The 24611-nt window shown below is 73.6% G+C and carries 25 protein-coding genes; 8 read left to right on the top strand and 17 right to left on the bottom strand.

Annotation, left to right across the window (positions count from 1 at the left end):
• Window positions 1–81: 81 nt before the first annotated feature.
• From ACIP64_RS22600 to ACIP64_RS22580, 5 genes are all read right to left on the bottom strand, one after another.
• Window positions 82–1794 carry an MFS transporter gene (locus tag ACIP64_RS22600; RefSeq protein ID WP_401589561.1) on the bottom strand — a complete coding sequence of 571 codons (1713 nt, stop codon included), beginning with the start codon at window positions 1792–1794 and terminating at the stop codon, window positions 82–84.
• A 60-nt stretch (window positions 1795–1854) separates the two neighbouring features.
• Window positions 1855–2334 (bottom strand): MarR family winged helix-turn-helix transcriptional regulator, encoded by a 480-nt coding sequence (locus ACIP64_RS22595; RefSeq protein ID WP_401589559.1) that lies wholly within the window; start codon window positions 2332–2334, stop codon window positions 1855–1857.
• 140 nt (window positions 2335–2474) lie between these two features.
• A complete protein-coding gene (aceE, locus tag ACIP64_RS22590) occupies window positions 2475–5180 on the bottom strand; it encodes a pyruvate dehydrogenase (acetyl-transferring), homodimeric type (RefSeq protein ID WP_401589556.1) in 2706 nt (901 codons plus the stop codon).
• A 126-nt stretch (window positions 5181–5306) separates the two neighbouring features.
• A complete protein-coding gene (locus ACIP64_RS22585) occupies window positions 5307–5930 on the bottom strand; it encodes a GntR family transcriptional regulator (protein ID WP_401589553.1) in 624 nt (207 codons plus the stop codon).
• A gap of 355 nt (window positions 5931–6285) precedes the next feature.
• Window positions 6286–7086 carry an exodeoxyribonuclease III gene (locus ACIP64_RS22580; protein ID WP_401589550.1) on the bottom strand — a complete coding sequence of 267 codons (801 nt, stop codon included), beginning with the start codon at window positions 7084–7086 and terminating at the stop codon, window positions 6286–6288.
• Window positions 7087–7155: 69 nt separating this feature from the next.
• On the opposite strand from ACIP64_RS22580, the gene ACIP64_RS22575 reads away from it, so the two are divergent.
• Genes ACIP64_RS22575 through ACIP64_RS22565 form a run of 3 tightly spaced genes read left to right on the top strand, consistent with a single transcriptional unit; the run spans window position 7156 to window position 8438 of the window.
• Window positions 7156–7668 carry a GNAT family N-acetyltransferase gene (locus ACIP64_RS22575; protein WP_401589548.1) on the top strand — a complete coding sequence of 171 codons (513 nt, stop codon included), beginning with the start codon at window positions 7156–7158 and terminating at the stop codon, window positions 7666–7668.
• Window positions 7669–7677: 9 nt separating this feature from the next.
• Entirely contained in the window at window positions 7678–8064 is a 387-nt protein-coding gene (locus ACIP64_RS22570) for a PPOX class F420-dependent oxidoreductase (RefSeq protein WP_401589545.1), read from the top strand.
• Window positions 8061–8438: a (2Fe-2S) ferredoxin domain-containing protein gene (locus ACIP64_RS22565; RefSeq protein WP_360909508.1), complete on the top strand. Its 378-nt coding sequence runs from the start codon at window positions 8061–8063 to the stop codon at window positions 8436–8438. Before ACIP64_RS22570 ends, ACIP64_RS22565 begins: the two co-directional genes overlap by 4 nt.
• 84 nt (window positions 8439–8522) lie before the next feature.
• Here the strand turns inward: ACIP64_RS22565 and ACIP64_RS22560 are convergent, their stop codons facing one another.
• Both ACIP64_RS22560 and ACIP64_RS22555 read right to left on the bottom strand, forming a co-directional pair.
• Window positions 8523–8693, bottom strand: coding sequence for a hypothetical protein (locus ACIP64_RS22560; RefSeq protein WP_319660588.1), 171 nt, complete (start codon window positions 8691–8693; stop codon window positions 8523–8525).
• A 271-nt stretch (window positions 8694–8964) separates the two neighbouring features.
• The gene (locus tag ACIP64_RS22555; RefSeq protein WP_401589541.1) at window positions 8965–9399 is read right to left on the bottom strand and encodes an ATP-binding protein; all 435 of its coding nucleotides are present in this window, start codon (window positions 9397–9399) and stop codon (window positions 8965–8967) included.
• Between the two features lie 124 nt (window positions 9400–9523).
• Here ACIP64_RS22555 and ACIP64_RS22550 point away from each other — a divergent pair, with 124 nt between their 5' ends.
• The 3 genes from ACIP64_RS22550 to ACIP64_RS22540 all read left to right on the top strand — a co-directional run bounded on the left by ACIP64_RS22550 (window position 9524) and on the right by ACIP64_RS22540 (window position 10963).
• Window positions 9524–10387: a helix-turn-helix domain-containing protein gene (locus ACIP64_RS22550; RefSeq protein WP_401589539.1), complete on the top strand. Its 864-nt coding sequence runs from the start codon at window positions 9524–9526 to the stop codon at window positions 10385–10387.
• 5 nt (window positions 10388–10392) lie between these two features.
• The gene (locus ACIP64_RS22545; RefSeq protein ID WP_360909502.1) at window positions 10393–10632 is read left to right on the top strand and encodes a DUF397 domain-containing protein; all 240 of its coding nucleotides are present in this window, start codon (window positions 10393–10395) and stop codon (window positions 10630–10632) included.
• Window positions 10633–10744: 112 nt separating this feature from the next.
• The gene (locus ACIP64_RS22540) at window positions 10745–10963 is read left to right on the top strand and encodes a hypothetical protein (protein WP_401589536.1); all 219 of its coding nucleotides are present in this window, start codon (window positions 10745–10747) and stop codon (window positions 10961–10963) included.
• A gap of 30 nt (window positions 10964–10993) precedes the next feature.
• Here the strand turns inward: ACIP64_RS22540 and ACIP64_RS22535 are convergent, their stop codons facing one another.
• Together ACIP64_RS22535 and ACIP64_RS22530 are read right to left on the bottom strand one after the other, a co-directional pair.
• Window positions 10994–12154, bottom strand: a complete 1161-nt coding sequence (locus ACIP64_RS22535) for a serine hydrolase domain-containing protein (RefSeq protein WP_401589533.1) — start codon at window positions 12152–12154, stop codon at window positions 10994–10996.
• 211 nt (window positions 12155–12365) lie between these two features.
• Window positions 12366–13406: an MsnO8 family LLM class oxidoreductase gene (locus ACIP64_RS22530; RefSeq protein WP_401589530.1), complete on the bottom strand. Its 1041-nt coding sequence runs from the start codon at window positions 13404–13406 to the stop codon at window positions 12366–12368.
• Window positions 13407–13527: 121 nt separating this feature from the next.
• Here ACIP64_RS22530 and ACIP64_RS22525 point away from each other — a divergent pair, with 121 nt between their 5' ends.
• A complete protein-coding gene (locus ACIP64_RS22525; protein ID WP_401589528.1) occupies window positions 13528–15123 on the top strand; it encodes an MFS transporter in 1596 nt (531 codons plus the stop codon).
• A 4-nt stretch (window positions 15124–15127) separates the two neighbouring features.
• On the opposite strand, the gene ACIP64_RS22520 is transcribed toward ACIP64_RS22525, so the two are convergent.
• Complete coding sequence (locus ACIP64_RS22520) at window positions 15128–15589, bottom strand: DUF5709 domain-containing protein (protein WP_360909492.1); 462 nt, start codon at window positions 15587–15589, stop codon at window positions 15128–15130.
• A 266-nt stretch (window positions 15590–15855) separates the two neighbouring features.
• Here ACIP64_RS22520 and ACIP64_RS22515 point away from each other — a divergent pair, with 266 nt between their 5' ends.
• A complete protein-coding gene (locus tag ACIP64_RS22515; protein ID WP_401589525.1) occupies window positions 15856–17901 on the top strand; it encodes a phosphocholine-specific phospholipase C in 2046 nt (681 codons plus the stop codon).
• Between the two features lie 9 nt (window positions 17902–17910).
• On the opposite strand, the gene ACIP64_RS22510 is transcribed toward ACIP64_RS22515, so the two are convergent.
• From ACIP64_RS22510 to ACIP64_RS22480, 7 genes are all read right to left on the bottom strand, one after another.
• Window positions 17911–18282, bottom strand: coding sequence for a low affinity iron permease family protein (locus tag ACIP64_RS22510; RefSeq protein WP_401589523.1), 372 nt, complete (start codon window positions 18280–18282; stop codon window positions 17911–17913).
• A gap of 117 nt (window positions 18283–18399) precedes the next feature.
• Window positions 18400–19467 carry a hydrogenase expression/formation protein HypE gene (hypE, locus tag ACIP64_RS22505; RefSeq protein ID WP_401590138.1) on the bottom strand — a complete coding sequence of 356 codons (1068 nt, stop codon included), beginning with the start codon at window positions 19465–19467 and terminating at the stop codon, window positions 18400–18402.
• Window position 19468: 1 nt separating this feature from the next.
• Window positions 19469–20593, bottom strand: a complete 1125-nt coding sequence (gene hypD / locus ACIP64_RS22500) for a hydrogenase formation protein HypD (protein ID WP_401589521.1) — start codon at window positions 20591–20593, stop codon at window positions 19469–19471.
• A complete protein-coding gene (locus tag ACIP64_RS22495; protein WP_401589518.1) occupies window positions 20590–20904 on the bottom strand; it encodes a HypC/HybG/HupF family hydrogenase formation chaperone in 315 nt (104 codons plus the stop codon). The genes hypD and ACIP64_RS22495 overlap by 4 nt, the downstream gene beginning before the upstream one ends.
• Window positions 20904–23291, bottom strand: coding sequence for a carbamoyltransferase HypF (gene hypF / locus ACIP64_RS22490; RefSeq protein WP_401589516.1), 2388 nt, complete (start codon window positions 23289–23291; stop codon window positions 20904–20906). Before hypF ends, ACIP64_RS22495 begins: the two co-directional genes overlap by 1 nt.
• Window positions 23291–23998 carry a hydrogenase nickel incorporation protein HypB gene (hypB, locus tag ACIP64_RS22485; protein WP_401589514.1) on the bottom strand — a complete coding sequence of 236 codons (708 nt, stop codon included), beginning with the start codon at window positions 23996–23998 and terminating at the stop codon, window positions 23291–23293. Before hypB ends, hypF begins: the two co-directional genes overlap by 1 nt.
• Window positions 23999–24003: 5 nt before the next feature.
• Window positions 24004–24411, bottom strand: coding sequence for a hydrogenase maturation nickel metallochaperone HypA (locus ACIP64_RS22480; RefSeq protein WP_401589512.1), 408 nt, complete (start codon window positions 24409–24411; stop codon window positions 24004–24006).
• Window positions 24412–24611: the final 200 nt, after the last annotated feature.

Below are 24611 nucleotides of genomic sequence, written 5' to 3'. Positions count from 1 at the left end.
ACCCTACGTCCGTTGCCTACGGATTTCGACCGGTGTGGCGGCAAGGGGACGCGGCCGGCCCGCCGGCCGCCGCGGAGCCGGTCAGGCGGCGCTGCCCACCTCCGCGGACCGCGGGTTGATCAGCACGATGTCGCAGGTCGCGTGGCGCAGCAGCGCCTGCCCCGCGCTCGCGTCCATCAGCGCGGAGAGCCCGCCGTGCGTCGGGGCGCCGACGACGATGGCGCGCGCCCCGGCGGCCGCGGCGTGCTCGGCGATGAGCCGGCCGACCTCGCCGTGGCCGGTGGCGTGCCGCAGGACGTGCCCGACCGCCGGTATGCCCTGCGCGGCGAGCCGGTCCAGGTGCCGGCGTACCGCGTTCCTCGCGGACTCCAGGTCCTCGCCCTCGGTCGCCGACTCCCCGGAGACCGCGGCCTCCTCCGCGTGGACCACGTACACCGTGCGGCCGTTGAGGGTCGCCAGCCGTCCGGCGGCCTCGGCGACCCGCCCGGCGTGCGCGGAGCCGTCGACAGCCGCGACGATCGCGCCCTTGGCGGCGTCGTGCGCCACGGCCGCGTCGTGCTCGACCGGCAGCAGCGACGGCGCCGCGTCCGGCGCGACCTGCTCCGCCTGCAGCCGCTCGGACCGGCCCAGCAGTCCGTGCGCCGTGGAGAGGATCACGATGCCCAGCACGAGCGCGCCCGCGCCGATGTAGAACGGCACATGGACGTTGAAGGCCTCGACCAGCTTGCCCGCGGCGAAGGGGGCGAGGCCGCCGCCGATGAAGCGGACGAAGCCGTAAGCGGCCGACGCGACGCCGCGGTCGACCGGCGACACGGTCATCACGGCCTGGGTGGTGACGGTGTTGTTGACGCCGATGAAGACACCGGCCACGACCACGCAGACGATCAGCACGGCCGGGTGGTCGGTCCAGATCGCGATGGCCAGCACGGTCAGGGCGAACAGCGCCAGGTTGGCGTAGAGCGTCCTGGCGATCCCGAGGCGGGCCTGCAGCCACGGCGCGCCGAAGACGGCGAAGACGGCGACGAGGGCGCCCCAGCCGGTGAAGACCAGGCCGAGCTGGATGGCGCCGAGGCCCATCGGGAACGGGGCGTAGCCGAGCACGGTGAAGAACGCCCAGTTGTAGCAGAGCGCGGTGAGCGACATCGTCAGCAGACCGCGGTGGCGCAGTGCCTTCAGCGGCTCGGTGAGCCCGGTCCTGCGGGCCGGCAGGGGCATGGGATCGACCAGCACCACGGTGGCGATCAGCGCGACGGACATCAGCACGGCGACGCCGAAGAACGGGCCGCGCCAGCTCACTTCGCCCAGGACGCCGCCGAGCAGCGGGCCGACCGCGATGCCGATGCCCAGCGCGGTCTCGTAGAGGATGATCGCGCCGGCGAAGCCGCCGCTCGCCGACGCGACGATCACCGCGAGGGAGGTGGCGATGAAGAGCGCGTTGCCGACGCCCCAGCCGGCCCGGAAGCCGACGATGCCGCCGATGCTTCCGGAGGCGCCGGCGAGCGCGGCGAACACCACGATCAGGGCGAGTCCCGCGATGAGCGTGCGCTTGGCCCCCACCCGGCTGGAGACCCAGCCGGTGATCAGCATGGCGACCGCGGTGACCACCAGGTAGCTGGTGAACAGCAGCGTCACCTGGCTCGGGGAGGCGTCCAGTTGGCTCGATATCGCGGGCAGGATCGGGTCGACCAGGCCGATCCCCATGAACGAGACCACACAGGCGAAGGCGACCGCGAACACGGCCTTCGGCTGCTTGAACGGATTCACGGAACGGGACGATGGCGCGTGCGCATTCATGAGGCTGCTCCGATGTCGAACGGATCCTGATCAATCGGTGCCGGTCGGTGCCGACCGGCGTCAGTCGGCGGCGCGCCGGGTCGTGGGCGACGCGGCCGGTGACCCCAGCCGGGTCAGGGCCTCGATGGCCGGCAGCGCCTCGCTCAGCGCCAGCCGCTCCTGCGCGCTCAGGTGCTCCAGCAGTTCCGAGAGGCGTTCGGCCCGCAGCGCGCGGCGCCGGGCGATCGCCGCCCGGCCGGCGTCGGTGATGTGGACCAGTACGACGCGGCCGTCCGCCGGGTCGGCCCGCCGCTCGGCGAACCCCGATTCCTGGAGCCGTGAGACCACCTGGGTCATCGCGGGCTGGGTGACCCCTTCCAGGGCCGCCAGTTCGGTCAGCCGGAAGGGGCCCGACTGCTCCAGGGTCGACAGCGTGGCCACCGTGGTGAGCGACAGCTCGCTCGGCTGACTGAGCCTGCGCAGCATGCGGTACAGCCGCTCCAGGGCCTTGGCGACCTCGACCGCCTCGGCGTGGGCCGCGTCGTCTCCGGGAAGATGCATAAGAAATTTATATCACTGGCTTATGTATCTCGGCAGAGGGCGCGCCGGAGCCTGCGGCAAGCGCCCCCGGACATGCCGAAGCCCCCGTGCGTGTCAGGGCGCACGGGGGCTTCGGGGGCGGGGGAGGACCCGCCGGCGGACTACAGTCCGTACCGCTCGCGGGCCTCCTCGACCGCCTCCCGCTTGACCTCGCCGCGTGCGGCCAATGCTGCGAGCGCCGCCAGGACGACCGACTGCGGGTCGACGCCGAAGTGGCGCCGGGCGGCCTCACGGGTGTCGGAGAGCCCGAAACCGTCGGTGCCGAGGGAGTACCAGTCCTGCGGCACCCACTGGCTGATCTGGTCCGGGACCGCGCGCATCCAGTCGCTCACCGCGAGAACCGGACCGGGCGCGCCCTCCAGGACCCGGGTGACGTGCGGCAGCGGCGGTTCCTCACCGCGCAGCCGGGCCGCGTCGTACGCCAGACCGCCGCGGCGCAGCTCGGTCCACGAGGGGGCCGACCAGACGTCCGCCGCCACGCCCCACTCGGCGGCCAGCAGCCGCTGGGCCTCCAGCGCCCAGTGGACGGCGGTGCCCGACGCGAGCAGTTGCAGGCGCGGCGCGTCGGCGGCCAGTCCGGCGGTACCGGCCTCGCGGAAGCGGTACAGGCCCTTGACGATGCCCTCCTCGACGCCGGGGGCGTCGGGCATCGGCGGCTGTACCTTGGTCTCGTTGTAGACCGTGAGGTAGTAGAAGACGTCCTCGGCGTCCGGCCCGAACATGCGCCGCAGCCCGTCGCGGACGATCACGCCCACCTCGTAGGCGAACGCCGGGTCGTAGGCGACCGCCGCCGGGTTGGTGGAGGCGATCAGGTGCGAGTGCCCGTCCGCGTGCTGGAGGCCCTCGCCGGTCATGGTGGTGCGCCCGGCGGTCGCGCCGACCAGGAAGCCGCGGCCGAGCTGGTCGGCCAGGGCCCACATCTGGTCCGCGGTCCGCTGCCAGCCGAACATCGAGTAGAAGATGTACAGCGGGATCATGGGCTCGCCGTGCGTGGCGTACGCGGTCGCCGCGGCCGTGAACTCGGCCATCGAACCGGCCTCGGTGATCCCCTCGTTGAGGACCTGGCCGTCCTTGGCCTCCCGGTAGTACATCAGCATGTCGCGGTCGACCGGGTCGTAGGTCTGGCCGAGCGGCGAGTAGATGCCGGCGCTCGGGAAGAGCGACTCCATGCCGAAGGTGCGCGCCTCGTCGGGGACGATCGGCACCCAGCGGCGGCCGGTCTCCTTGTCCCGCATCAGGTCCTTCACCAGCCGGACGAGTGCCATGGTGGTGGCGATCTCCTGGCCGCCGGAGCCCTTGGCGAGGGCCTCGAAGGCCTTGGCCGGCGGCTCGGGCAGCGCGACGGGGTGCACGGTGCGGGCCGGGGCGGGGCCGCCGAGGGCGGCGCGGCGCTCCTGGAGGTAGCGCACCTCGGGCGAGTTCGCGCCCGGGTGGACGTAGGGCACCAGGTCGGTGTCGAGGGTGCTGTCCGCGATGGGCAGCTCCAGCAGGTCGCGCATGGCGCGGAACTGCTCGCCGGACAGCTTCTTCATCTGGTGGTTGGCGTTGCGCGACTCGAAGCCCGGGCCGAGGGTCCAGCCCTTCACCGTCTGGGCGAGGATCACGGTGGGCGCGCCCTTGTGCTCGACCGCGGCACGGTAGGCGGCGTACACCTTGCGCGGCTCGTGGCCGCCGCGGGAGGTGTGGAAGCACTCGGCGATCTTCGCGTCGGTCAGCAGCCGGGCCATCTCGACGAGTGCCGGGTCGGCGCCGAAGAAGTGCTCGCGGATGTACGCGGCGTCGCGGGTGGCGTACGTCTGGAACTGGCCGTCCGGTACCTGGCGCAGCCGCCGCACCAGGGCGCCGGTGGTGTCGAGCGCGAACAGCTCGTCCCAGGCGGAGCCCCACAGCGACTTCACGACGTTCCAGCCGGCCGCGCGGAACTGGGCCTCCAGCTCCTGCACGATCTTGAAGTTGGCGCGCACCGGGCCGTCGAGCCGCTGGAGGTTGCAGTTGATGACGAAGGTGAGGTTGTCCAGCCCCTCGCGGCCGGCCAGCGCCAGGGCCGCGGTCGACTCGGGCTCGTCCATCTCGCCGTCGCCGAGGAACGCCCACACGTGCGAGGCCGAGGTGTCCTTGATGCCGCGGTGGTGCAGGTAGCGGTTGAACCGTGCCTGGTGGATGGCGCTCAGCGGCCCGAGGCCCATCGAGACGGTGGGGAACTCCCACAGCCACGGCAGCCGGCGCGGGTGCGGGTACGAGGGCAGGCCGTTGCCGCCCGCTTCCTGGCGGAAGCGGTCCAGGTCGGCCTCGGTGAGCCGGCCGTCCAGGAAGGCGCGGGCGTAGATGCCGGGGGAGGCGTGGCCCTGGATGTAGAGCTGGTCGCCGGAGGCCGGCCGCGCGTCGCCGGACAGCGTGGCGCCCGGCGCCTGCTTGCCGTGGAAGAAGTGGTTGAAGCCCGTCTCGTACAGCCAGGCGGCGGAGGCGAAGGTCGCGATGTGCCCGCCGAGGCCCTGCCGGCTGCCGCGGGTCACCATCGCGGCCGCGTTCCACCGGTTCCAGGCGGCGATGCGGCGTTCCATCTCCTCGTCGCCGGGCAGCACGGGCTCGTCGGCGGTGGCGATGGTGTTGACGTACGCCGTCTCCAGGGGTCCGGGCACGTCGAGTCCCGTGGCCCGGGCATGGTCCAGCGTGCGGCGCATCAGGTAGGCGGCGCGGTGCGGGCCGGCGGCATGGCTGACCGCGTCCAGGGAGGCGGCCCACTCGCCGGTCTCCTCGGGGTCGGGGTCGGGCAGGTGAGCGGGTGTGCTCGGCGTGGCGTCGGTCATCGGTGACCGCCTTCCAACTGGTTCTGGGCGGGGCCGCTTCCAGCATAGTTATGATCGATGATCGATCAAATGAATGTGACGGGTGTCACAGCAGTATGCACGGGGAGGAACGCGCCCGGTGGAGCCTCAGGTGCGTGGCGCGCACCCGAGCACGTGTTCCCTCACCAGCTCGCCCACCCGCGGGTCGCCGCGCCGGAAGACCTCGACGACCTCCTGGTGCTCCTCGGCGTACGCCTGCTGCCGGGTTCCCAGCCAGCGGATCGACAGCGCCGTCCAGACCTCGATGCCCAGCGACTCCCAGGTGTGCAGCAGCACGCTGTTGCCGGACGCGCGCACCAGCTCCCGGTGGAAGGCGACGGTGTGCCGCACCTGGGCCTGCCCGTCCCCGTCCCGGTCGGCGGCGTGCAGCAGGGCGACCTCGGCCTCCAGGGCCGACAGGTCCGCCCGCAGCCGGGGTGCCGCCAGCTCGGCCGCGATCTGCTCCAGCCCGGCCCGCACCGGGTAGATCTCCTCCAGGTCGGCCGCCGTCATGTTGCGCACCCGCACGCCCTTGTTCGGCGCCGACTCGATCAGCCGCATGACCTCCAGCTCGCGCAGTGCCTCCCGCACCGGCGTCTGGCTCACCTCCAGCTCGACCGCGATGCCGCGCTCGACGATCCGCTCGCCCGGCTTCCAGCGCCCGCTGACGATGCCCTCCACGATGTACTCGCGGATCTGCTCACGCAGCGAGTGGACGACGGGGGGCGTCATGCGGACTCCTCGGAACGACGGCGGATGCCTAGACGATACGGCGGTTGCCCGCCGGGCCGCCCTGTCCGCCGCGGCTGCCGCCCGGAGGTCGGTTCCCCGGCTGCCGCCGGGGGTGCCCCCTGGTGCGGTTCATCGCACGGCGGAGAGCCGTCTCGGGTCCGGCGCGGTCGGCCTGCCCGGACGATGCGACGACTCCCCCGGGCCGAAGGCCGGAGGAGTGCCGTGCCGGGCGGCACCTGGCAGCGGGGCGCTGTGCCGGGGCCCGCACGACTGCGACCGGGGCGTGGCCCGGCCGGCGCTCGGGGTGGTGGCCGGGGGTAACCACGGGCGGGTCGACGCGCCGCCCTGCGGGGCGCTACGCGGGGGCGTACACGACCGTGACCGGGGCGTGGTCCGACCAGCGCTCGGGGTGGGTGGCCGCGCGTTCGACGCGGGCGGTCGTGGCGCGGGCGGCGAGGCCGCGGGTGGCCACGTGCAGGTCGATGCGCCAGCCGCTGTCGTTGTCGAAGGCCCGGCCGCGGTACGACCACCAGCTGTAGGGGCCCTCGCCCTCGGGGTGGAGCCGGCGGACCACATCGGTCCAGCCGGCCCCGTCGTACAGCCGCGACAGCCAGGCGCGCTCCTCCGGCAGGAAGCCGGCGTTCTTCTGGTTGGCACGCCAGTTGCGCAGGTCGCGCTCGGTGTGCGCGATGTTCCAGTCGCCGCAGACCAGTGCCTCGCGGCCGCCGGCGGCGCTCTTCTCGCGGAGCGCGACCAGGTGGGCGTGGAACTCCTCCATGAAGCGTTCCTTCTCCGTCTGCCGCTCGGTGCCGACCTCGCCGGAGGGCAGGTAGAGGCTGGCGACCGTGACGCCGGGCAGGTCGATCTCCGCATAGCGGCCGGACGTGTCGAACTCCTGGGAGCCGAAGCCGATCCGCACCGCCTCGGGTTCCTGGCGCGAGTACACCGAGACCCCGGCCCGGCCCTTGGCCGCGGCGGGGGCGTGCACCACGTGCCAGCCCTGCGGCGCGCGGACCTCCTCCGGCAGCTGGCCGGGCTCCGCGCGCACCTCCTGGAGGCACACCACGTCGGCGGAGGTGGCCTCCAGCCAGGGCAGGAACCCCTTCTTGGCCGCGGCGCGCAGCCCGTTCACATTCACGGTCGTCACGGTGAGCATGACGGGGACGATACCGGTCGGCGGAGATCCTCCCGCCGGACGGATTCCGTACGCACGTACGATATGCGCGTGCAGATCCGGAAGACGCGCTACGACCACCCCGACGCCGTGCTGCTGACCGCGCAGGTCCAGCAGGAGTACGTGGAACGCTACGGCGGCCCCGACGACACCCCACTGGACGTGGCGCACTTCGACGCCCCCTGCGGCTGCTTCCTGCTCGGCTACCTTGACGGCGCGCCCGTCGCGACCGGCGGCTGGCGGGCGCAGGACGCGTCACCCGAAGGCTTCGAGGACGGCGACGCCGAACTCAAGCGCATGTACGTCGTCCCGCAGGCCCGCGGCAGGGGCCTGGCCCGGCGCATGCTCGCGGAACTGGAGCGCGACGCGGCCGCCGCGGGCCGCACGCGCATGGTGCTGGAGACCGGCACGATGCAGCCCGAGGCGATCGCCCTGTACACCTCCTGCGGCTACATGCCGGTCGTCAAGTTCGGTCACTACAAGGACAGTCCGCTCAGTGTGTGCCTCGGCAAGTCCCTGCTCGGAGTCGGCCCGGCCGCTGCCGGGCAGGCCCTGCCCGCGTAACCTGGGGGCATGATCGAGGACAGCGGGACCGCCCGTCTCGCGGCGGGGAAGTACCTCCTGGTCACGACCTACCGCCGGGACGGCCGCACGGTGCCGACCCCGGTGTGGGTGGTGCGCGACGGCGACGCCCTGGGGGCGTGGACGGCCGCCGACTCCGGCAAGGTCAAGCGGATCCGCAACCGTTCGGACGTCCTGGTCGGCCCGTGCGACATGCGCGGCAATCCGACGGGGGATCAGGTGCCCGCCCGTGCCGAGATCGTGGGGGAGCGGGACGCCGAGCGCTACCGCTCGCTCGTCGCCCGCAAGTACGGTCTGGTGGGTTGGGTCACCGTCTTCGGCAGCCGGCTGCGCCGCGGCCGCGGGGGCACGGTCGGCCTGCGGATCACCCTCGCGTGAGCGCCTTTCCGGCGCGGCACGGCGTCTGCACGGTCAGCGTCTGCCGCGACTGCTGCTGCGGTACGGAGAAGGTGCCGGGCGTCGACCACGCGGCGCAACTGGCCGGCCTCACCGACGCGCTCGACGGGGTGTGCCGGGTGCGGGTCACCGACTGCCTCGACGTGTGCGAGCAGGCCAACGCCGTGGTCGTGCAGCCGTCGCCGCAGGGGCGCAGGGCGGGCGGCCGTCCGGTCTGGCTCGGCCTTGTCAACGACCCTGCCGCCGCCCAGGACATCACGGCCTGGGTGCGGGCCGGCGGCCCGGGGATCGCTCCTCCGCCGGCGGTGCTGGAGCTGTACGCCATCAGCCCGCCGAACCGCCCGGGCGGCCGGTGACGCCGCCCTCGCGGCGCGAGGACGCAAGGAGGGGCCGCACGGGCGTCGTTGCCCGTACGGCCCGGAACCAGCCCTGGCGAAGGGTCAGTCGATGCTGCGCAGGATGTGCAGCTCGTTCAGATCGTCCTCGTACCCGGCGAGCAGGATCGGCGCGGACCTGGCCCAGACGTCCAGATTGCGCACCTCCCGCTGCGGGTTGGGCTGATCGTCGGGCTCCTTGGGGAGCTGGTTCCGCTTTGACTTCTCGGGTGTCACCGCGCACTCCTTCGTGTCGGGTGAGCCGGACGCCGGGCCCGGCCGCTGCCGGACGCCTACGCCCGGTCGGGCTGATGGGCTGAGCGGACGCGGTGGCGCCGGTTGCGGAACCGGGCGGGGGCCGCGGTGGGCGGGCTCCTCCCGGGGCGGAGGCCGTGGGTCGGTGATGCTCGCCCAGGGGCCGTTCCGTCGACCCCCAGCGTAAGCCCGCCCGCGGGGTGCCACCAGCCAATTGGCCGCGACGCGACCGGAGTGCGGGTCGCGGCAGGCGTCAGCCCGTGCGCCGGGAGGCCCCGACGCGCCCGCAGGCAAGGGTCGCCCACACCGCGCGACCGGTACCACGGGTGGGCGGTTTGACACCCCAGCCTTCGGCCAAATGGGCGACGAGAGCGAGTCCGCGGCCGTTCTCGTCGGCGTCCGCCGCCCGGCGGCTCAGCGGGCCGGCGTCGCCGCGGCCCTCGTCGACGATCTCCACGTGCAGCAGTCCGCCCGCGGTCCACAGCACGCAGGCGACGTGCTCGCTCCCGCTGTGCAGCACCGCGTTGGTGAACAGCTCCGTGACGACGAGCCCGGCGTCGTCCCCGACGGCCTCCAGGCCCCAGTGGCCGAGCGTCGACCGCACCTGGCGGCGGGCGATCCCGACCGACGAGGCGTGCGCCGGGAGGCGAAGCCGGAAGGTGTCCCGGGCGCTGAGGGCATGAAGCACACGGGTAACTATGGCCAGAGCTTGCACAGAAGGCAAGGGCCATTCTGCAAATTGCACATTCGCCAGTACAGGGTGTCGGTTCCATTCCTGACATGGCACACTGCTGCCATGGGAGAGAGGGATCGTGGCTGAGGCCAGGGCCGGCGGAGCGCCGACCGTCCTGCGCGTCATTCTCGGCAAGCGACTCCACCACCTGCGGGAGAAGGCCGGGGTCTCGTACGAGCAGGCGGCGCGGGCCCTCGACGTCACGCACGCCACCGTCCGCCGCATGGAGAAGGCCGAGGTCGGCCTGCGCATCCCGTACGTCGAGAAACTGCTCGCGCTCTACGGGGTGGAGCGCGCCGAGGCCGACACCTTCGTCGACCTCGCCCGCGAGGGCAACCAGCCCGGCTGGTGGCACCGTTACCGGGACGTCCTGCCCTCCTGGTTCAGCGCGTTCGTCAGCCTCGAGGCCGAGGCGGGCACCATCCGCGCCTACGAACCGCACTACGTCCCCGGCCTGCTGCAGACCGAGGAGTACGCCCGCGCCGTGCTCCGGGCCGGCAGCCCGCACGCGCCGGCCGCCGAGACCGAACGCGCCGTCGCCCTGCGGCTGGAGCGCCAGGCGCTGCTGTGCCGCCCCGGCGCGCCGCTGCTGTGGGTGGTCATGGACGAGACCGTGCTGCGGCGTCACATCGGCGGCGCCGACGTCATGCGGGCCCAGCTCGACCGACTGGTGGCGGCGTGCGAACTCCCGCACGTACGGCTGCAGATCATGCCCTTCACCGCCGGCCCGCACCCCGCGATGTACGGGCCCTTCCACATCTTCCGGTTCCAGATCCAGGAACTGCCGGACGTCGTCTTCACCGAGAGCCTGGTCGGCGCCGCCTACCTGGACGACCGGAACGACGTCTCGCTCTTCCTGGAGGCCCTGGACCGGATGTGCGCGCAGGCCTCGCCCGCACACAGCACCGCAGCCATCCTCGATGGCATCCGCAAGGAGATCTGACGAACATGGACGACCGCATATACAACGGCATGCGTGCCCAGGACCTCGGAACCGAGGGCTGGCACAAGCCGTGGAGCGGCGGCAACGGGGGAAGTTGCGTGGAAGCCATGAAACTGGCGGACGGCAGGGTCGCGCTGCGGCAGTCCACCGACCCCGACGGGCCGGCGCTCATCTACACGGACCTCGAGATCAAGATGTTCATCCAGGGCGCGAAGGACGGAAAGGCGGACTTCCTGTTGTCCTGAGCCTCCCGGATGACCACTTCGAGTGAAAACGGCCCGCGCGGGCAACCGCGGCGACCAACGGGCTGTCTCCGGCGGTGATCCGCCGGACGGACGGGACAAGGGGAGCATCACCATGGCCGATGACATCGGACCGCTGTACGAGCCGGGCGTCGCCCATGTACGGATCACCGCGGCCGACGCGGCGACCGCGCACCGCCTCGCCGATCTCATCGCCTCGCGCTTCCCCGGCACCCGCCCCGCGAGCGTGACCACCGCCGCCGACGGGCTGGTGGAGTTCGCCCTGTTCACCCACACCCTGGAGGCGAGCCCCACCCACCCGTACGACGACTGAGCCGTCGACGTCGCCGACGCCGCGGCGGCCTCAGTGCCCCGCGGCGTACCGCCAGAAGTCGCGCATCAGCGCGGGCGGGGTGGGCCCGGCCAGCTCCCGCTGGGTGAGCAGTACGGTGACCGTGCCGGTGGACGGCACGATGTGCGCCGCCGTACCGGTGCCGCCGACCCAGCCGTAGCGGCCCGGCACGTTCCACGGCTCGACGGCCGCGACGTCCACCGATCCGCCGAAGCCCCAGCTCTGGCCCTCCAGGAACAGCGGGCTGGCGTCCCGCTGGGCCGGCGTCAGGCGGTCGGTCGTCATCAGCCGCACCGACTCAGGCGACAGCACCCGCCGGCCGCCCGTGCTTCCGCCACCCAGCAGCATGCGGCCGAAGGCGTGCAGGTCGTCGACGGTCGACACCAGCCCGCCCGCGCCCGACGGGAACGCGGGCACGCTGCTCCACTGCCCGTCCGGCGCGTCGACGAGCTGCAGCCCGCCCGGCTGGTCGGCCCGGTAGTAGGAGGTGAAGCGGCCGAGCTCCCCCCGCGGCACCGCGAAGCCGGTGTCCTTCATGCCGAGCGGCTCGAAGATCCGCTCCGCCAGGAACTCCGGCAGCGACCGCCCCGAGACCCGGGCGACCAGCACGCCCTGGATGTCGGACGTGGTGTTGTAGAGCCAGGCCTCGCCCGGCTGCCGCAGCAGCGGGATGCGCGCGAGCGCCGCCATCCACGCGTCCGGCTCCGCGACGTGCTGGGGCATCGGCGGGCCCTGCTTCAGCTCGGCGAACAGCGGGGCGACGGCGGGGAGCGAGAAGTCCGAGGGGAAGCCGTACCCGGCGCGCGCGTCCAGCAGATCGGCCACGGTGATCGGGCGTCGGGCCGGGACCACGTCGTCCACCGGGCTGTGCGGGGTCCGTACGACCACCGGCGACGCCAGTTCCGGGAGCCACTTCGCCACCTGGTCGTCGAGCGTGAGCCGCCCGTCGTCCACGAGCGTCATGACCGCCGCGGCCGTCACCGGCTTGGAGAGCGAGGCGATACGGAAGATCGAGTCCCGGGCCATCGGGGCCGGGGCCGGGGTTGTGCCGGCGATACCGGCCGCGCCGACGGCCGCCACCTCGGTCCGGTCGCCGCGGGCCACCAGGCCCACCGCTCCCGGCACGGTTCCGTCGGCGACGTACGGGCTGAGGAGGTCGTGCAGATCGGTCATCGGTCCACCTTCGCGAAAGGACGGTCGGGAAGGCAGACCGCCCGGCGGCGCAGAACTCATCGGTGGGGGTGCGGGATCTGCCCGGGGCCGCGATCGCCCGGCGCGCACGCCCCCGCCGACCGCCGGCCCGGCACCCGCCCGTCGGCATCGGGGTGAGCGACGGGGGCGCGCCGACGTGCTCAACGGCCTTCGCCGACGCGCCTGTTGACCGCTACGCCTGTGCGGACAGGCCCGCCAGCCGGGCCAGCCGGCGGTGGGAGTCCAGCAGGGCGCCGCGGTCGTAACCCGCCGTGCTGACCAGGATCTCGTCCGCCCCCGTGCGTGCGACGAGCCCGGCCAGCGCCGCCCCGGCCTCGGCCTCCGTGCCGTGGATGCCGCCGCTGAGCGACTCCTCGAAGTGGTAGCGCTCGCGCGCCGTCATGGGGCCCGCGAGGATCTCCTCCGGCGGCCCCAGCGGCGGGAACTCCCCATGGGTACGCGCGTACGCGGCCGACCAGGCCTCGGAGACCAGCAGCCGGCGCGCCGCCTCGGTGGTCGCCGCGACCGCGACCGGGGCGGAGACCACCACGTACGGCCGCGCCCCCCACGCCGAGGGCGCGAACTCGGCGCGGTACCGGTCGATCGCCGCCCGCATCCGCTCCTCGTCGCGGCCCGCGATCACCAGCGGCAGCCCGAAGGCCGCGGCCTGCGCCGCCCCCGAGCCCGTGGCGAGCACGAACGCCGGTACGCGCAGGCCCTCCGGCGGGCGGGCGTGCACGGCCGTGCCGCCGCCCGGGGTGCCCGTGAAGTAGCCCAGCAGTTCGGTCAGCAGTCCCGCGAAGTCGTCCGCCGCGCCCGCGTCCCGGCCCAGTGCCCTGCGCACGCCGTCGGTGAAGCCCACCGAGCGGCCCAGGCCCATGTCGATCCGCCCGGGGAACAGCGATTCCAGCACCCCGAACTGCTCGGCCACCACCAGTGGCGGGTGGTTGGGGAGCATCACCCCGCCGGTGCCCACCCTGATCCGGGACGTCGCCCCCGCGACGGCCCCGGCCAGCACGGCGGGCGCGGAACCCGCGATGCCCGGCACCCCGTGGTGCTCGGAGACCCAGAAGCGGTGGTAGCCCAGCTCCTCGGCCCGCTGCGCCAGCCACACGGTGTCGCGCAGCGCCTGCGCGGGCTCCTGCCCCCTGCGCACCGGGGACCGGTCGAGGAGCGAGAGCCGGAAGGACGGTGGAAGCGCAGGTGAGGGCACGGGTGGCAGCGGTGAGGTCACGTTTCCTTCAACGCCCCCCGCGGCCCCGGATTCCCGCGCTCTAAGATCTTGGTGAGGCACGCGGGTGCTGCCCTGCCGGGGTAGCCTCGGGGAAGACCAGCGGGGACGGCCGGAGGCTGCGATGACGGAAGCCGCGCGCGCGACAGAGCGGGCCGGTGGGCTGACGCTAGGGGAGCCGGCGGGGCGGTGGGTGCTCGTCGCCGTCGTCCTCGGGTCGGGCATGACGTTTCTCGACGGCACGGTCGTCAACGTCGCGCTCCCGACCATCGGCCGCGACCTCGGCGCCACCCTGGCGGGGCTCCAGTGGACCGTCAACGCCTACACCCTCACCCTGGCCGCGCTGATCCTGCTCGGCGGCGCCCTCGGGGACCGCTTCGGCCGGCGCAAGATCTTCATGATCGGCACGGTGTGGTTCGCGCTCGCCTCCCTGATGTGCGGCCTGGCGCCCGACATCCATGTGCTGATCGCCGCCCGCGCCCTCCAGGGCATCGGCGGCGCGCTGCTGACACCGGGATCGCTCGCGCTGATCCAGTCGTCCTTCGCCTCGGACGACCGGGCCCGCGCGATCGGCGTGTGGTCGGGGCTCGGCGGCATCGCGGGGGCGCTCGGACCGCTGCTGGGCGGCTGGCTGGTGGACTCCGTCAGCTGGCGCTGGGTCTTCTTCATCAACCTGCCGATGGCGGCGCTCGTGCTCGCGGTGTCGTCCCGGCACGTCCCGGAGAGCCGGGACGAGTCCGCCACCGGCGGCTTCGACGTGGCGGGTGCCGTGCTCGGCGCCGTGGGGCTCGCCGGCATCACGTACGCACTGATCGACGCGGGCGGCCATCAGGCGAACCCCGTAGCGGTCGCGGTCTCGGGCTTCCTGGGCCTGGCGGCGCTGGCCGGTTTCGTGTGGACCGAGCGGCGCAGCAGCCATCCGATGCTGCCGCCGGGCCTCTTCGCCAACCGCCAGTTCACGGCCGCGAACCTGGTGACGTTCGCCGTGTACGCCGCGCTCGGCGGTGTCTTCTTCTTCCTGGTGCTGGAGTTGCAGACCGAGGCCCGGTTCTCCCCGCTCGCCTCGGGTTCGGCGCTGCTGCCGGTCACGATCATCATGCTGGCGCTGTCCGAGCGCTCCGGACGGCTGGCCGAGCGGATCGGCCCGCGCATCCCCATGACGGTCGGCCCCGCGGTCTCCGCCGTGGGACTGCTGCTGATGCTGCGCATCGGCGCCGACACCTCGTACGTGGCCGACGTCCTGCCGGCGGTGTGCGTCTTCGGGCTCGGCCTCGCCTGCACGGTGGCCCCGCTGACCGCGACCGTCCTCGGCGCGGCCGACGTGCGGCACGCGGGCACGGCCTCCGGTGTGAACAACGCCGTCGCCCGCGCGGCCGGCCTGCTGTCCGTGGCGGCGCTGCCGCTGCTGGTGGGGCTGTCCGGTGATGAGTACGAGATTCCGGCCGCCTTCGGGAGCGGTTTCCGCCGCGCCGTCCTGATCTGCGCCGGGCTGCTCGTGGCGGGATCCGTGCTGGCGTGGACGTTCATCCGCTCGGACGTGCTGAAGGAGAGCCCGCAGGAGCCGGACTCGGCCCCCAAGGACCTGCCGCCCCTCCACCACCACTGCGCGATCGTGGCCCCGCCGCTCCAGTGCGACGCGAAGGGCCCGCACGACACGGCAGGCGGGCCCGCCGCAGCGGGCCCGCCGTCGTCGCCGCCGAATTCCCGCGGGGACTCCTGACCGGTCAGTACTCCTCGGTGCCCCGCACCAGGTGCATCGCGGCCTCCTCGGCGGAGGCGGCGGCGCCGTCGACACCGATGTCGTACGCGACCATGCCCTCGGTCTCGTAGTGCGCGCCCTCGTCGGGGGCGACCAGCCGGCCCGCGCGCGGCCCGCCGACCTCGTCGTCGATCAGCTCGCCGTCGGTGTCCCACGTGTCGCCTATGCCGTCACCGGTGGGGAACGGCAGGTCCGGAAGCTCCTCGGCCAGCCGCTCGTCCAGCGTCTCCCCCCGCAGGCGGCCCTCCGCGGTGGTGGCCGCCTTGTTCACCGCCCAGGGCCGCTCCGGCGGTGAGTAGCCCTCGTCGAGCACCTGGTCGACGCCGTGGTAGTCCAGCGTGTCCTCGGGCTCCAGCAATCCGGCGTCGTCCTGCACCTCGGACCCGTCCGGCTGGTAGACCTCGTCACCCATGTCGTTGTCGCTCATGTCCGTCTCCTCGCTCACGCGCCGCCACCACCGACGTCGGCGCGCCGCTCTGCGGGCCGCGTGCCCCCTCTGCCTCCCAGACTCTTCCGTTCGGACGCCGGACGCCACCCGAAAGCGGTAAAAAGCCCGGTCGCGGAGGTGTTCCCGATCCATTCACCCGGCGGACCGGTGCCCGCCGCCGCCAACCCCTGGCACCCCGCGCGGTCCGGCGGCACCCTTGCCTGCGATCACACGTACCTGACGTCGAGTCGACAAGGACCGGTGGGATGACGGGCATCACGGGTATCAGTCGCCGGAAGTTCGTGGCCCTGTCGGCGGGGGCCGCCGCGGGGGCCACCGTCACGCAGGCGGGCGGCGCCGCCGCGGCGCCGCAGCAGCGGACGGCGGCGGCCGCCGCCGGGACCATCGCCGATGTACGGCACGTGGTCGTGCTGATGCAGGAGAACCGCAGCTTCGACCACTACTTCGGGACGCTCAAGGGTGTGCGCGGCTTCGGCGACCGGGCCACGATCACCCTGTCCGGCGGCCAGTCGGTCTTCAACCAGCCGAACGGCACCGGACGCCAGTACCCGTGGCGGCTCAGCGCCACACCCGCCGCCGGCGGCGTCGACTCCGAGACGCTCGCCCAGTGCAACGGCGACCTGCCGCACAGCTGGTCCTCCCAGCACGCGGCGTGGAACAAGGGCGCCCTGGACTCCTGGGTGTCCGGTGTCGGCAATGTGCGCTCCCTGGGCCACATGACCCGGGCCGACATCCCCTTCCACTACGCCCTCGCGGACGCCTACACCATCTGCGACGCCTACTACTCCTCCACCCTGAGCGCGACCGGCCCCAACCGGACGTACCTGTGGAGCGGGAAGGTCGACTCCTCCAGCCACGACGGCGGCGACGAGTCGGGCCTGACCTGGCAGACGTACGCCGAGGCCCTGCAGAACGCCGGGGTGAGCTGGCGGGTCTACCAGAACGCGAACGACAACTACGGCGACAACGGCCTGGCGTACTTCAAGCAGTTCACCCAGGCCGCCGCCGGCACCCCGCTGCACGACCGCGGTATGGGCTCCGTCCCGCGGGTGACCGGTTCGACCCCGGACGACATCGTCGCCGCCATCAAGGCCGACGTACTGGCCGGCACCCTGCCCCAGGTCTCGTGGATCGTCCCCAACCAGGCCTTCTCCGAGCACCCCTACGCCCCGCCCGGGGACGGCGCGCACTTCGTGCACCAGGTGCTGCAGGCCCTGAGCGCCGACCCCGCGGTCTTCGATTCGACCGTGCTCTTCCTCAACTACGACGAGAACGACGGCTACTTCGACCACGTCCCGCCGCCGTCACCGCCGGCCGGCACCGCGGGGGAGTTCCTGAGCGGCACGCCGTACGGGCTGGGCTTCCGCGTCCCGATGATCGTCGTCTCGCCCTGGACCCGGGGCGGCTGGGTGTCCTCCGAGGTGTACGACCACACCTCCGTCATCCGCTTCATGGAGCGCTGGACCGCCGCCCTCGGCACGCCCGCCGCTTGCCCCAACATCAGCGACTGGCGCCGCAAGGTCACCGGCGACCTGACCCGCTGCTTCGACTTCACCGCGCCGGTGAGCGGCCTGCCCGCCCTGCCCGCGACGTCCGTCATCGGCATCAGCACCTGCGCGCCGCTGCCCAACCCCAAGCCCACCACCAACGCGCTGCCCGCCCAGGAGGCGGGCACCCGGCCCGCCCGCGCGCTGCCGTACCAGCCGAACGGTTACCTGGACCGGCTCGAGTTCGGCAGCGGCGGCACGATCCTCGCCTGGATCGCCATGAGCAATCAGGGGTCCCAGGCCACCGGCGCCGCGCACTTCTCCATCCACCCCAACGCCTACCGCAGCCGTGTGCCGTGGCAGTACACGATCGACGCGGGCGGCACCGGCAGCGACTACTTCAACATCGGCTCCGGCTACGGCGACGGCAAGTACGACCTGACCCTCGTCGGCCCCAACCGCTTCCTGCGGCGCTTCACCGGCGACGCCAAGGCCGCGGGCAAGGCCTGCGAGGTCGTCCCCTCGTACGCGGCGGCGCCCGACACGGGCAAGCAGGCGGTCTGGTTCCGCATGACCAACACCTCGGCCGCGGCCGTCACCTTCACCATCAAGGCGAACCAGTACCGCACCGACGGTCCCTGGACCTACACCGTGCCCGCCGGCGGCAGCACCGACGACTGGTTCAACGCCGTCGCGTACTCCTCCGGCTGGTACGACTTCACGGTCACCGTCGGCTCCGACGCGTCCTGGTCGCGGCGCTTCACCGGCCACCTGGAGACCGGCGCGGTGAGCGTCACCGGCTGACCCGCTCCCTCAGGCCTCCTCGTGGATGCCGATCACCTTGCGCAGCGCGTCGCGCGCCTCGTGCGAGCTGCCGCCCTGCTCCAGCAGGGCGGCGGCGATCGCGTCCAGTTTGGTCTGGAGGGCGTGCTCCGCGCGGCGCTCGGAGTTCTTCAGCAGCGCCAGCAGGAGCAGAGTGACGGCCGTCATCACGTCCGCGGTGAACAACTGCCAGCTCAGCGGCACCCCGAGGACGTGCACGACGACGAAGGCGGTCACCATGGCGACGCACAGCCCGTAGAAGGCGGGGGAGGCCGTGAAGTTCGAGGCCGACTCGGCCAGGTGCTCGAAGCGGCCGCCGCGGCCGCGCTCGTCGGTCCGTTCCACCGGGTGCTGAAAGGTCATGCCGTCCTCCTCGGGCGTCGGTTGCGGCACCGCCGCGTCCTCCCCCTGCTGCCCCGGACGGTCGGGCCCACCCCCCCTGCCGGCGGCCGCCATTGCCGGCGGGGGGTGCCTGAGCGGTCAGCAGATCCGGGGGAGTTGCTCGCCCAGCGGCAGGTCGACCACCCTCGTGCCGCCGAGCCCGGTGCGCGCGACGACCATGCCCGCGTGGTCCTCGACGCACTCGCCGATCACGGCGGCGCGCGCCCCCAGCGGGTGCGCGCGCAGGGCCGCCAGCACCCCGTCCGCGTGGGCCCGGGGGACGAAGGCGACGAGCTTGCCCTCGTTGGCCGCGTACATCGGGTCCAGACCGAGCACCGCGCACGCGTTGGCGACGGGGGAGGGCACGGGCACCGCCCGCTCCTCGATGACAACGCCGACCCCGGAGGCGGCCGCGATCTCGTTGAGCGCCGCGGCGAGCCCGCCCCGGGTGGGGTCGCGCAGCACGTGGAGATCGGTCGTCACCGCGAGCATCGCCTCCACGAGGCCGTTCAGCGGGGCGCAGTCGCTCTCGATCTCGACGTCGAACTCCAGCCCCTCGCGCACGCTCATGACCGCGACGCCGTGCGCCCCGATTTCCCCGCTGACGATGACGACATCACCGGGCTCCGCGCGCTGCGGCCGGATGTCGACACCCTCGGGGACGAGCCCGATGCCCGCGGTGTTGATGTAGATCCCGTCGCCGTGGCCGGACTCGACGACCTTGGTGTCCCCGGTGACGATCTCGACCCCCGCCGCGCGGGCGGCCGCGCCGATCGCCTCGGCGACACGGGCGACCAGGGGCATCTCCACGCCCTCCTCCAGGATGAACCCGCAGGACAGGAAGGCCGGCCGGGCGCCGCTCATCGCGAGGTCGTTGACCGTGCCGTTGACGGCGAGGTCACCGATGCTGCCGCCGGGGAAGAACAGCGGGCGCACCACGTACGAGTCCGTGGAGAACGCCAGCCGCGCGCCGCCGAGCGGCACCACCGCCGAGTCGGCGAGCTGGGCCAGCACCGTCCCGCCGAAGGCCGGGGCGAAGACGTGCCGGACGAGCTCGGCGGAGAGTGTCCCGCCACCGCCGTGCCCCATCACCACCCGCGGCTGGTCGCGCAGCGGCGCGGGACAGGTCCAGCCGGAGAAGTCCGGCGCGGCCAGGGTGTCAGCGATCTCAGCCAACGGGGCTCGCCTCCAGGGGTGCGCTGGTGCCGCCGAGCCGGCGGTAGAGGTAGTAGGCGGCACAGGCCCCCTCGCTGGAGACCATCGTGGCGCCCAGCGGGTTGCGGGGGGTGCAGGCGGTGCCGAACGCCTCGCACTGGTGCGGCTTGATCAGGCCCTGCAACACCTCGCCGCTGCGGCAGGCGGCCGGCTCCCGGGTGGTGATGCCGGTGACCTCGAAGCGGTGCTCCGCGTCGAACTCCCGGTAGCGCGGGGAGAGCCGCCAGCCGCTGTCCGGGATGACGCCGATGCCGCGCCAGGCGCGGTCGGTGACCTCGAAGACGTCCGCGAGCATCGCCTTGGCCGCCGCGTTGCCCTCCGGGCGGACCGCTCGCGGATAGGCGTTCTCGACGGAGTGCTCGCCGCGCTCCAGTTGGCGCACGGTGCGGCGCACGCCCTCCAGGATGTCCAGCGGTTCGAAGCCGGTGACGACGATCGGCACGCCGAAGCCGTCCGCGAGCTCCGGGTACTCCTCCGTGCCCATCACACTGCACACGTGACCGGCGGCCAGGAACGCCTGCACCCGCACCTGCGGCGACCGCATGATCGCCTCGATCGCCGGAGGCACCCGGACGTGGGAGACCAGCAGGCTGAAGTTGCGGATGCCGAGCCTGCGGGCCTGGTGGACCGTCATGGCGTTGGGCGGTGCGGTGGTCTCGAAGCCGATGCCGAAGAACACCACCTGGCGGTCGGGGTTCTCCCGGGCGACGCGCAGCGCGTCGAGCGGGGAGTAGACCACGCGCACGTCGCCGCCCTCGCTGCGCACCCGGAACAGGTCGCGGCCGGTGCCGGGCACGCGCAGCATGTCGCCGAACGAGCAGAAGATCACCCCGGGCCGGGAGGCGATCTCCAGGGCCTTGTCGATGACCTCCAGCGGCGTCACGCAGACCGGGCAGCCGGGGCCGTGGATGAGCTCGATCCCCTCGGGCAGCAACTGGTCGATGCCGTGCCGGATGATGGTGTGGGTCTGGCCGCCGCACACCTCCATCAGCGCCCAGGGGCGGGTCACCGTCGCGCGGATGTCGTCCAGCAGCCGCCGGGCCAGGTCCGGGTCCTGGAATTCCTCGATGTACTTCACCGGTCGGCCTCCGCCGCCGGGGTGCCGGCCGGGGCGGTTCCCGCCTCGGCCGCCGCCTGCTGCCAGGGATCGCCGAACTCCTCCTCCAGCAGGCCCAGGTTCCCGAAGAGGGCGAGCGTCTGCTGCGCCGACTCCTCGTCCAGGCGCTGCAGCGCGAAGCCGACGTGGACGATGGCGTACTCGCCGACCTGGAGGTCGGGCAGGTACTCCAGGCACACGTCCTTGATCACGCCGCCGAAGTCGACGGTCGCCATCCTGGTCCCGTCACGTTCCTCGATCTCCAGCACCTTGCCGGGTACCGCCAGGCACATCAGCTGTCTCCTCGCTCTGGGTGGGGGGTCCGCAGGCCGTCGCCGCGGGCCGCGGCGACGAGTTGGCCGAGCGCCAGGCCGCCGTCGTTGGGCGGCACGAGGCGGTGGAGCAGGACCTCGAAGCCGTCCGCGCGCAGCGCCTCCGCGCAGGCGGCGGACAGCAGCGCGTTGGCGAAGACGCCGCCGCTCAGGGCGACCGTCCCGGTGCCGTCGCGGTCCCGTACGGCGGCGCACACCCGGCGTACGAGGTCGGCCACCGCCCGGTGGAAGCGGCCCGCGACGACGCCCGCCGGCACACCGCGGCGCAGGTCCGCGACGACGGCCGCGAGCACCGGGCCGGGGTCGCAGGCGGTGGCGCCGTCCACGCCGCCGCCCTCGCGCAGTGCGAACGCGTAGCCGTTCCGCGGCAGTTCGCCCGCGGCCACCGCGGCGGCCTCGAGTTCCACGGCGGCCTGCGCCTCGTACCCGGCCTCCTGGCACACCCCGGCCAGCGCGGAGACGGCGTCGAAGAGCCGGCCCATGCTCGACGTGGGCACGCAGTGCAAGCCGTGGTCCAACTGCGTGGCCAGGACCCGCAGTTCCTGCTGCGGGCAGGCCGCCACGCACGGCAGCCCGGGATCCCAGGACAGCCCCGCCGCCCGCAGGTGCGCCAGTGCCATCCGGTAGGGCCGCCGTACCGCGGCGTCCCCGCCCGGCAGCGGCACGTAGGCGAGGTGGGCCGCGCGCTGGAAGCCGTCGTAGTCGGCGAGCAGGAACTCCCCGCCCCAGACGGCGCCGTCGTCGCCGTGGCCGGTGCCGTCGAAGGCGACGCCGAGCACCGGCGCGGTCCCGTCGAGCCCTGCCTCGGCCATCGCCGCCGCGACGTGCGCGTGGTGGTGCTGCACCTGCCGCAGCGGGCGGTCGCCGGCCGCGCGTCGTGCCCAGCCCACCGACCGGTAGCCCGGGTGCCGGTCGGCGGCCAGCAGGATCGGCCGCACCCCGGTGATGGACTCCAACTGCCGCTCAGCGGCGGCGAAAGCGCTCAGCGTCGCCAGGTCGTCCATGTCCCCGACGTGCGCCGACATCCAGGCGTGCCGTCCCTCGCCCACGCAGAAGGTGTTCTTCAGGTCGCCGCCGACGGCGAGCGCCGGTTCCACGGACACCGGCAGCGGCACGGGGAAGGGTGCGTAGCCCCGCGAGCGCCGCACGGGCAGTTCGCCGCCGTCGCAGATCCGCACCACCGAGTCGTCGCAGGGCACATGGATCGGCCGGTCGTGCGTCAGCCACGCGTCGGCGAGCCCGGCCAGCCGCAGCAGGGCCTCGTCATCGTCGGTGACGATCGGTTCGCCGCCCAGATTGCCGCTCGTCATCACCAGCAGCCGGGGGCCCGGCGGGTCCCCGGGCAGTCCCAGCAGCAGATGGTGCACCGGGGTGTACGGCAGCATGACACCGAGGTCGGCGACGCGCGGGGCGACGCCCGGCGCCACCCCCACCGCGTCCGGCCGCCGCCGCAGAAGCACGATGGGCCGCCGCGCCCCGGTGAGCAACTCCCGCTCCGCGGCGTCGACATGGGCCAGTCCCGTCACGTCCGCGAGGTCCCGGGCCATCAGGGCGAACGGCTTGTCGCCCCGGTTCTTGCGCTGCCGCAGCAGCCGCACGCCCGTGTCGTCGCCCGCGTCGCACGCCAGGTGGTAGCCGCCGAGCCCCTTCACGGCGACGATCGCGCCGTCCGCGAGCAGCCGCCGCGCGCCCCCGAGCGGATCCGTCGCCGCCGCCTCCACCGTGCCGTGCTCGCGCCGCACCAGCAGCCGCAGCCGCGGCCCGCAGTCGTGGCAGGAGACCGGCTGCGCGTGAAAGCGCCGGTCGCCCGGGTCCTCGTACTCGGCCCGGCAGGCCCCGCACATCGGGAACCGGGCCATCGTGGTGCCGGCCCGGTCGTAGGGCAGCCCGGTCACGATCGTGAACCGCGGCCCGCAGTGCGTGCACGTGATGAACGGGTGGCGGAAGCGGCGGTCGCCGCGGTCCCGCAGCTCCGCCAGGCACGCCCCGCACGTCGCGGTGTCGGGGGGGACCAGCGTCCGCGCGGCGCCCTCGCCCGCCCGCGAGGCGGCGATGGCGAAGCCCGAGCCGCCGGTGAGCGGCACCACGGCGTGCGAGACGGACTCGACGACCGCAAGTGGCGGGGCGTCGGTGCCGATCCGCAGGCAGAAGGCCGCGACGGCGGCGGGGGCGCCCTCGACCTCCGCGACGACACCCTCCCCGGTGTTGCCGACATGCCCCGACAGATTGAGCTCCCGCGCCAGCCCGAACACGAACGGCCGGAAGCCGACCCCCTGCACCACGCCCCGCACCAGCACCCTGCGGCGCTGCACCGGGGCGTCGGCCGCCGGGGCCGGCTGGCCTGCCATCAGTGCGCGTGACCGACGGCCGTACGCGTCATCACCGGCCGGTGGACCGCGGCCCCGGCACGCACCGCGAGCGCCCGCTCCAGCAGCAGGCCCACGCCCTCGCCGCCGCGCACCGAGGTGCGGACCACCTCGACGCCCGGGTTCACCTGGGCCACGTTGGCCAGGAACGCCTGCTCGTCGAAGTCCACGGCCGCCGCGATGTCGTACTTGGTGATCACGACCAGCTGCGCCAGCCCGAAGGCGCTGGGGTACTTCAGCGGCTTGTCCTCGCCCTCGGTGACCGACGCGAGGACCACACGCAGCGACTCGCCGAGATCGTAGGACGCCGGGCACACCAGGTTGCCGACGTTCTCCACGAACAGCAGATGGGTGTCGTCGGGCAGCCATGCCTCGACGTGCGAGCGCACCATCCCGGACTCCAGGTGGCACAGCCCGTCGGTCAGGACCTGCCGCACCGGGGCGCCCGAACGGCCCAGCCGCACCGCGTCGTTCTCGGTGGCCAGGTCGGCGGTGAGCGCCGCGACCGGCACGCCGCGGCGGCATGCCAGCGCCAGTTCCGCCTCCAGCAGCGCGGTCTTGCCGCTGCCGGGGCTGGACAGGAGGTTCACCATCACGGTCCCGCGCCCGGCCAGCTCCTCCCGCAGGTGCTGGGCGCCGTGCTCGTTCCTGGCGAGCACGGCCTGCTGCAGGTCGGTGACTTTGCACATGGCGGTCAGCGCTCCTTCGCGAGTGGTGCGGAGGGTGGTTCAGGTGAGAGGGGGTCGGCCCACCGCACCTCGGTGATGCGCAGTTCGCGGCCGGACAGCAGTTCCGACGCGCCCGCGCCGCAGCGCGGACAGCCCAGCCGAGGGGGCAGCCCGGTCGGCCACTCGTGGTCGCAGGGCTCGCACCGGGCCCGGCCCGGCACGGTCTCGGTCAACAGCGCCGAGCCCTCCAGGACGGTGCCGGAGCACGCGAGGTCGAAGCAGAAGGACAGGGAGTCGGGCAGCACACCGGCGAGTTCACCCACCTGGAGCCGGACCTCCCGCACGCCCGGCGGGGCGGTGCCGCCGGCCGCCAGGCGGGCGGCGGCCTCCTCGACCTGCTCCACCACCGCCATCGCGATGGACATCTCGTGCATCGGCCTCTTCTCCGGTGTGGGGTGCCGGCCGGGCCCCCGGCTGCCGCGCCGAACCATTACAGGCCGGTCGTGGGGGGCCCCCCGCCCCCCCCCCCCCCCCCCCCCCCGGGGGGCCCCCCCCCCCCCCCCAATGCCCCGGTGTGCCATGAGCGCTTGACGAGGGGCCGGGCCCGCGCCCTCGCGCGGGCGGGCCCCGCCGC

It is taken from the genome of Streptomyces sp. NPDC088733 (assembly GCF_044751185.1).
GTDB lineage: Bacteria > Actinomycetota > Actinomycetes > Streptomycetales > Streptomycetaceae > Actinacidiphila.
Note: the sequence above shows the minus strand (reverse complement) of the source record. Positions and strands in the feature narration are given on the sequence as shown.

Coding starts and splice junctions, on each gene's coding strand:
- ACIP64_RS22600 (WP_401589561.1), bottom strand. CDS start 1,794: ATGAATGCGCACGCGCCATCGTCCCGTTCCGTGAATCCGTTCAAGCAG.
- ACIP64_RS22595 (WP_401589559.1), bottom strand. CDS start 2,334: ATGCATCTTCCCGGAGACGACGCGGCCCACGCCGAGGCGGTCGAGGTC.
- aceE (WP_401589556.1), bottom strand. CDS start 5,180: ATGACCGACGCCACGCCGAGCACACCCGCTCACCTGCCCGACCCCGAC.
- ACIP64_RS22585 (WP_401589553.1), bottom strand. CDS start 5,930: ATGACGCCCCCCGTCGTCCACTCGCTGCGTGAGCAGATCCGCGAGTAC.
- ACIP64_RS22580 (WP_401589550.1), bottom strand. CDS start 7,086: ATGCTCACCGTGACGACCGTGAATGTGAACGGGCTGCGCGCCGCGGCC.
- ACIP64_RS22570 (WP_401589545.1), top strand. CDS start 7,678: ATGATCGAGGACAGCGGGACCGCCCGTCTCGCGGCGGGGAAGTACCTC.
- ACIP64_RS22545 (WP_360909502.1), top strand. CDS start 10,393: ATGGACGACCGCATATACAACGGCATGCGTGCCCAGGACCTCGGAACC.
- ACIP64_RS22540 (WP_401589536.1), top strand. CDS start 10,745: ATGGCCGATGACATCGGACCGCTGTACGAGCCGGGCGTCGCCCATGTA.
- ACIP64_RS22535 (WP_401589533.1), bottom strand. CDS start 12,154: ATGACCGATCTGCACGACCTCCTCAGCCCGTACGTCGCCGACGGAACC.
- ACIP64_RS22525 (WP_401589528.1), top strand. CDS start 13,528: ATGACGGAAGCCGCGCGCGCGACAGAGCGGGCCGGTGGGCTGACGCTA.
- ACIP64_RS22520 (WP_360909492.1), bottom strand. CDS start 15,589: ATGAGCGACAACGACATGGGTGACGAGGTCTACCAGCCGGACGGGTCC.
- ACIP64_RS22515 (WP_401589525.1), top strand. CDS start 15,856: ATGACGGGCATCACGGGTATCAGTCGCCGGAAGTTCGTGGCCCTGTCG.
- ACIP64_RS22510 (WP_401589523.1), bottom strand. CDS start 18,282: ATGACCTTTCAGCACCCGGTGGAACGGACCGACGAGCGCGGCCGCGGC.
- ACIP64_RS22495 (WP_401589518.1), bottom strand. CDS start 20,904: ATGTGCCTGGCGGTACCCGGCAAGGTGCTGGAGATCGAGGAACGTGAC.
- hypF (WP_401589516.1), bottom strand. CDS start 23,291: ATGGCAGGCCAGCCGGCCCCGGCGGCCGACGCCCCGGTGCAGCGCCGC.
- hypB (WP_401589514.1), bottom strand. CDS start 23,998: ATGTGCAAAGTCACCGACCTGCAGCAGGCCGTGCTCGCCAGGAACGAG.
- ACIP64_RS22480 (WP_401589512.1), bottom strand. CDS start 24,411: ATGCACGAGATGTCCATCGCGATGGCGGTGGTGGAGCAGGTCGAGGAG.